Origin of the sequence: Fusibacter paucivorans (assembly GCF_018390735.1) — a bacterium.
Taxonomy (GTDB): Bacteria; Bacillota; Clostridia; order Peptostreptococcales; family Acidaminobacteraceae; genus Fusibacter; species Fusibacter paucivorans.
On the sequence record NZ_JAHBCL010000065.1, the window covers coordinates 1 to 6,111 of the forward strand.

A 6,111-nucleotide genomic window follows, 5' to 3' on the forward strand; every position below is an offset into this window, starting at 1 on the left:
TTCTTTTCTGACAAATACAAAACTGTTAATGCATAAACTTGGGAAGCGCCGTATACGAGACCCGTACGTACGGTGCTGTGGGAGGTCGGGAAAGTTATTTAACTTTCTCTCCTACCCGATTCACATGTTATGTGTTTAGATTGTCTTTTCATCATCTAAGGTGCCGATGCCATCAGCGGTGTTATACTTTTACGCTTTTATAAAAGACTTGATGACATAACGGTCATTTACTTTTTCAATTGTCAGAACAGCGCCGTCATTTGATGTGCTGCTGTTGAGTGTAATGACGCCACTAGACACAGTCCCCTTTAGGCAGTGAAAAGTTCCCGGCCCAAAGTCGCTGGTAAAATTGTAATAAGCATCTGTATGCTCAAGGTAGATAATCTCGTCAAAGCCGATGCCGGATAAATCGTTTACCGTGATGTTTGCATAAACCGTAAGGATTTCATCAATGACTTCCCTTTTGTAGCGGTGAATGGGTACGGGAATATCATCTGTCACAAATGGCCAATTCGCATTGCTTTTAAGCAATTCATACTCCGGTAATGATGCTAAGCTATCTCCTTTACTGACGTCTTCAATGCCTTTTAGGGCATCTTCGTAGGGAAAATACCTCAGAAAATCAGCAAAGTTGATGTCGTTGGCTGATGTATAATAAGAGGTAAAAAAGCAGCTTAAAGGATTGACCTGTGACCAGTCGTCCACGTCGAGAACCGGCTGAAATAGAAAATTGACCGCTTCTATTTGCGCATCCGTCAGTGCGCCGTCAGCTTGTCCAATGTCATCCCACGTTTTTTGCCAAAGCAATGGCAAATCTGTTTTTAGCAGTTCAGTTTGCAATAATGCACCCGTTTCTTCAAGTGATGTATTGCGGCTGACGAGTGCTGCCTGTTCACTAGCCGCTTGTTCTCTTTCTGTTGCTCGGAGTGCCGTAACGGCTTTTAGAAATGTGTTAACCGTTTCCGGGACTTTTAACGCTGTAAATGGATTGCGATCCACTTGATAAAGTGTTCTTAGCCTTAGACTGCTGTTTGCTTTCTTTAATTCATACAGTGCGTGAATGTTTTCAATGTCTTTTGCGGATAGCATTTCACCGCGATCCGTTTTGTCCCATAGTGAATCCAAGTAGTTAACCATTGAAAAGATGCTTATCTTAAATTGCGGTCTTATTTCTGCAAGGCTTTCGAAACTTGTCTCAATGTCAAAGCATCGGTCAGATGCGTCGCGTAATATTTCGGTTATGGCATCCTGACTTAATTGCCGGTATCTGTCATTCTCTACTAGATCTTTTTCAAGATCATCAATGATGTCAAAAACGACTCTAAAATTCACTGCTGCGATGCTGACGATCGCTTCATCTTGGGTCAATACAGGTTTTGCATACACCGGATTAAACAGCACGGCGATACAAAGGATAAGAACGATGATGACTTTTTTTGTTTTCATAGGGACCTCTTTTGTGTGACGTTAAGTACTTGCAGTGTACTCCTTTATCATTATAACAAAATATTTAAATCGCTGAGGCAATGTCATCATACCGAAATGAAATCGTCATATGGGCTTTTTAAGATGTCAGAATACGCTGCCATATCTGTACAATCTGTTTTGCCAAGTGGTCTGCCGTATCGCGGTTAAACGGCATGACGCGATGATAGTATTTATAATAAATCAGGTTAGACCACAGTACTTCATAGCCGCCTTTGTCGTATGCCGCTGCTGTCGGCAAATAGCCTTCATATCCGTTGGTATAACCGCCAAAGAAGATAAAATCATCCTGCGCCCGTTCTTTGATGTCAATAGCAGTTTCACACATGGCTTCATCGGCAATGCCGCAAAGGCAACCGTTATTGACTGCCAGAAACTGTGCTTCTCTTTGAGACGTTTGTGTTTGAATGCCCTTGGTATTCAATGATTTGACTTCTTCAAGCCAATCACTGCCGTCAATACCCGCGAATGCAGCCTCTGCTGCGATTGTCTGTGCCCTTTCGAGTGTGGGAACATCTGCCTTAAAAGTCAGTGTCCCTGAGTGCATGGACAGTTTATGGATGGCAGTCGGCTCTATTTCATCGTAGACAGCGGCAACAGCACTTTTAATAGCTGCTGCATTTTTGTTAAGTGCCTCAATACTTTCATTAAAAATTAATTTTTTAGCTGCTTCATCGTGTACGATTTTCGCTGCTTCTAATGGGTGTTTTTCAAGAAAGTCAGCATTCTCTTGGCGGTATTTCGAGATGACATCGCCGGATGCACCTTGGGTCATCATTACCTTACAGTGGTATGTTTCTTCAAGCAGTGCTCTCGTCGGGCCAAAATAATCTGATGAAATCAAATAATTGTCACTTGAAAGCACATTGGCATGCGCAGTTACACGCAGCAACAGCAGTTGTGTTTCATCTGTCGCGGCATTGCTGATTTTTAAAATGCCGATGCGCGGATCGGTGGCATCTGCATCTGAACGCCGATTGATGCCAATGGTGTTTTCTGCAATCCCCCACGCTGCTTTAATAGGAAAAGTCGTTTGAGATGCCAGATCAACTGCTGCTATAATCTTCTGCTTGGCAAACATAAAGTACGCGGCATTATTGGCAGCGGCATCCGGCGCCGCATGGGTGTGTGAAAAACACACCATAATGTCTTTGCGGCGGCCGTGAAGCTGCTCAGCTATGCTGTCGCGAAGCTGGTCAGTTAAAGCTGTCGAAAAACTCAGTGTATCCACTGTGACGAGACAGTAAGTTTGATTGCTGGCCTTTAAAATGAGCACTTGTGCCTTTAAGGGATGCAGTATGCCGCGAGCGAAACTGTCTAATCGATTAAAGCCGATCAATTCGCATTTGCGAAAGTCAGAAGGCGTAATGTCTATTTCGGCGAAACCCGCAAAAACCTCGCTTGTACCCGCCATGTCTATCTTTTCCATCATGTTGTATTCCTCTTTTTCATTAGATATCTTTGCTATTTATAACTGTATCAGACTGAAAATCAGAGCTCAACGGATTAAACACTTCTGGTTTGTTTTTTAAAAAGGTAAATTTTTTCAAGATTCTTAAAAATGATATGCACCCATATAATTTTCATCCATAAATTTCACCTAAATAATTTTTAAAAGAAAAGGGCTGTCAAAAGACAGCCCACTCTTTTAGCGTCGGTATATAATTTTCTGAATGGAAGCAACCGAAAGAAAAAACGTTTTTGCAATCTCTTCAATGGCAACGCCGTCGTTATAGACTTCCACGATCTTTCGATTTCTCGCATCAATTTTTTGGCGATAGCCTGAACGTTCACCCCATGCTTTCCGCTGTTCTTTCTTAGCCGGAATGTACAGGTACTCACCCTGTAAGTATTCCTGTAATTCGGCCAGTAAATCCGGGGGGAGAATTAATTTGGCATTTTGGTATTTCATGTTGGCTTCCTCCTTGATAGTTGCGATCAAATTGAAAAGCCAGTATGGTTTAAAGCGACGGATTTACACCATGCAAGTGTCGCTGATTTTACTGGCTTGCATGGCGCCAAACTTCATTTTTTCTCTTTTTGTTGATGCACAAAATGCTCACCACCTTAGTTAAATGTTATGTACATTATTCAGGATGTCATAAAAGCAAGTTATTGTCATAAAGTGCTATAAAACTTAACGCAGTTTTTTTGAATTTTTGATACGCCCTAACATAGTTGTCACCGTTTAATTTTTAATCCTTCAAGATCATTATAAATGACTTTGCATTATTTTGACAAACAATTGATAAAGACCTTAAAAGCGTTACTATCAGGGTTAACAAAAGCCATATGGTCGCAGTTGTCAATTTCAATGAGTTTAAAGTCTTTCCCCATATTGGCGGCTTTTTTTATATACGCTCTACTCCATTCAAGGGGAACAGCTTCATCATGAACACCATGAAGAATAAGTTGATTCTGCGCCATTTCGATTTGCTCTATTGGTGAACCATACTTGTATCGTTCAGGATAATCTAGCGGCATACCGTGCAGGAGCTGGAAGACAGAATCGCCGCCCGCTTCTTCATGGTACGCTGTTTCTAAATCAAGAATTGGTGCCATACCTATATAATGAGCGTTCAGGATACCTGTATTTTGCGAACTGAGCCATAGTGCCAAATGGCCACCAGCAGAATGTCCTGCCACGGTAATGTGCTCCACATTCATATGTGGGTTTTCTGTTTTTAACTGTTTTAGATATTTAAATGACAAAATTGCATCCTCGAAAGGATCTTTCCAATAGCTTTCGACTTCCCCAGTTCTCCGATATTCAATGTTCCAAACAGCATATCCCATATGAACAAGAGCCGTTGAAATATCATTTAACTGGAAGCGATCATAGGGCATTTTCCAAAAGCCGCCATGGAACAAGCAAATTGTACCTAAACAGTCATGGTCAGGTAAATACAAGTCGCCAACTTGTGAAAGATGCTTGCCGTATTTGTATGTTTTGACCATTTTGTGAATCTCCTATCGTGTGTGCACAAACTTATGAGTTGAACAGGCACTTTATTTAAATCGACATTTTTATTATACAAGGATGTCCAATGCCACTTCGATTTATACTAAAAATCTACTTGAAATTCTGCTGTATGCCAATCATTGATGAACTCACACTCGATCAAATGTGTTCCCTTTTCAAAAGTGAGTTCAAAGTTGCCGCCGTAATGTTCCCATGAGGAATAGACGACTTTTCCGTCAACCAGAATACGAATAAAAGCCCAGCTTTCCTCTACATGTATGTTCTGTGTCGTTTTGGCATCAAATGTTTTGGATGTGACATAATAGATTCCAAGATCATTATATGGGATACCATAAAGTAATTTACCACTTTCATCAATGGACAGCTGATCGACCGTTTCAATGCCCTTAATATCATCGGGAGTATTTGTATTAAAGAAATATGCGGTATAGGCATTAGGTGAGGCTTTAATTGCATCTGACTGAAAATGTGCCCATGAATGGTCAATGCTGGCATCTCCAAAGAGATTGTCAGGTCTTTGGGGATCTTTAGCCAACAATGCATTTAAGGTATCATAGGCGTTGTTAATTGCTTCATATTCAGCATCATCCAATACGACTTCCGGTGCAGAAAGGCTTTCGGTTGCATATTCTCCCGTGAATCCATCTAATGGATAGCCTGTCAATGCTTTAATTTGTTGGTTTAAGTCTAGAAACGTATCATACTCGACGTGATAACTGTGGCCAACCTTTTGATAAAGCGGGTAAATTTCAAATGTGTTGATCAGACCGTCATATTTAATAATTGGTGTATTGCCTAGATTCGTTGTATCGACGCTAACGCCGTCTAAATGACAGCTGTAAACAACCGCTTTGATTTTAATATTATTTGGATTCAAAATTTGCCATTGCAGAGCGCGATATGAGCTTAAAAACAGAATGACATCCGTATCATAATTTTCTAAATTTACGGTTACCGTATGGTTATCTTTACTTTCATAAATGCCAACGTAATTAATCGCCGTTGTCTCAGATGCGAGATCAGTTAACAGCGTCGTTAATTCTGACGTTGATAATGCTGTCGTCGGTGTATTAAAGGTAACAAATAAATTTGCCGTATGCCAGTCATTGGCTAAATAGCAGGTAATCTTATGGCGCCCTTTTGTAAAGGTGTAGGCGCCCTCTTCTATGGGCTTACCGTCTATATAAAGCATGACACTCGCATGGCTATAGTCCATATTGATCATTTTAGTGGATGTACGGTCGAAATCAAAATAACCAACCCACTCCGCACCAATGTCTTCAGCAGGAATACCTTTATAATCATAAGCTGCTTTAAAAGCTATTGTATCAGAAATGGTTTCATAAATAATATCTTCAGATGCATTTGTATTGAAATAACGTACTTTATACTTGCCGATGAAATTACCATCATCTGCAATGGCACAGTCATTTGTGTCTAGAATAATACCGATATTGCTTGAATAAGCAATTTTCCAGCCAAATGATTCTGTTACAATACGCTCTGTCAGCGGGAAATATGTTGTTTTAGCCCACGTGATTTGACTTTGCCTTGCTCTTTGTCTTTGTCAATGCCACGATGAAATAGATCACTTGTTTTGCCGTAGTCATTTGTTACAATACATGTAGCATATATGTATTGAG

Annotated in this window: 5 protein-coding genes; all 5 read right to left on the reverse strand. The window is 40.6% G+C overall.

Features of this window, described 5'->3' with window-relative positions; all coding sequences use genetic code 11:
* Nucleotides 1–189: 189 nt before the first annotated feature.
* Nucleotides 190–1,446: a hypothetical protein gene (locus tag KHM83_RS19285; protein ID WP_213238670.1), complete on the reverse strand. Its 1,257-nt coding sequence runs from the start codon at nucleotides 1,444–1,446 to the stop codon at nucleotides 190–192.
* A 118-nt stretch (nucleotides 1,447–1,564) separates the two neighbouring features.
* Nucleotides 1,565–2,917, reverse strand: a complete 1,353-nt coding sequence (locus KHM83_RS19290; protein ID WP_246543212.1) for a hypothetical protein — start codon at nucleotides 2,915–2,917, stop codon at nucleotides 1,565–1,567.
* A 216-nt stretch (nucleotides 2,918–3,133) separates the two neighbouring features.
* Nucleotides 3,134–3,397, reverse strand: coding sequence for a CD3324 family protein (locus tag KHM83_RS19295; protein ID WP_213238671.1), 264 nt, complete (start codon nucleotides 3,395–3,397; stop codon nucleotides 3,134–3,136).
* A gap of 317 nt (nucleotides 3,398–3,714) precedes the next feature.
* Nucleotides 3,715–4,443, reverse strand: coding sequence for an alpha/beta hydrolase family protein (locus KHM83_RS19300; RefSeq protein ID WP_213238672.1), 729 nt, complete (start codon nucleotides 4,441–4,443; stop codon nucleotides 3,715–3,717).
* A 107-nt stretch (nucleotides 4,444–4,550) separates the two neighbouring features.
* Nucleotides 4,551–5,684, reverse strand: coding sequence for a hypothetical protein (locus KHM83_RS19305; protein ID WP_213238673.1), 1,134 nt, complete (start codon nucleotides 5,682–5,684; stop codon nucleotides 4,551–4,553).
* Between the last annotated feature and the right edge of the window lie 427 nt (nucleotides 5,685–6,111).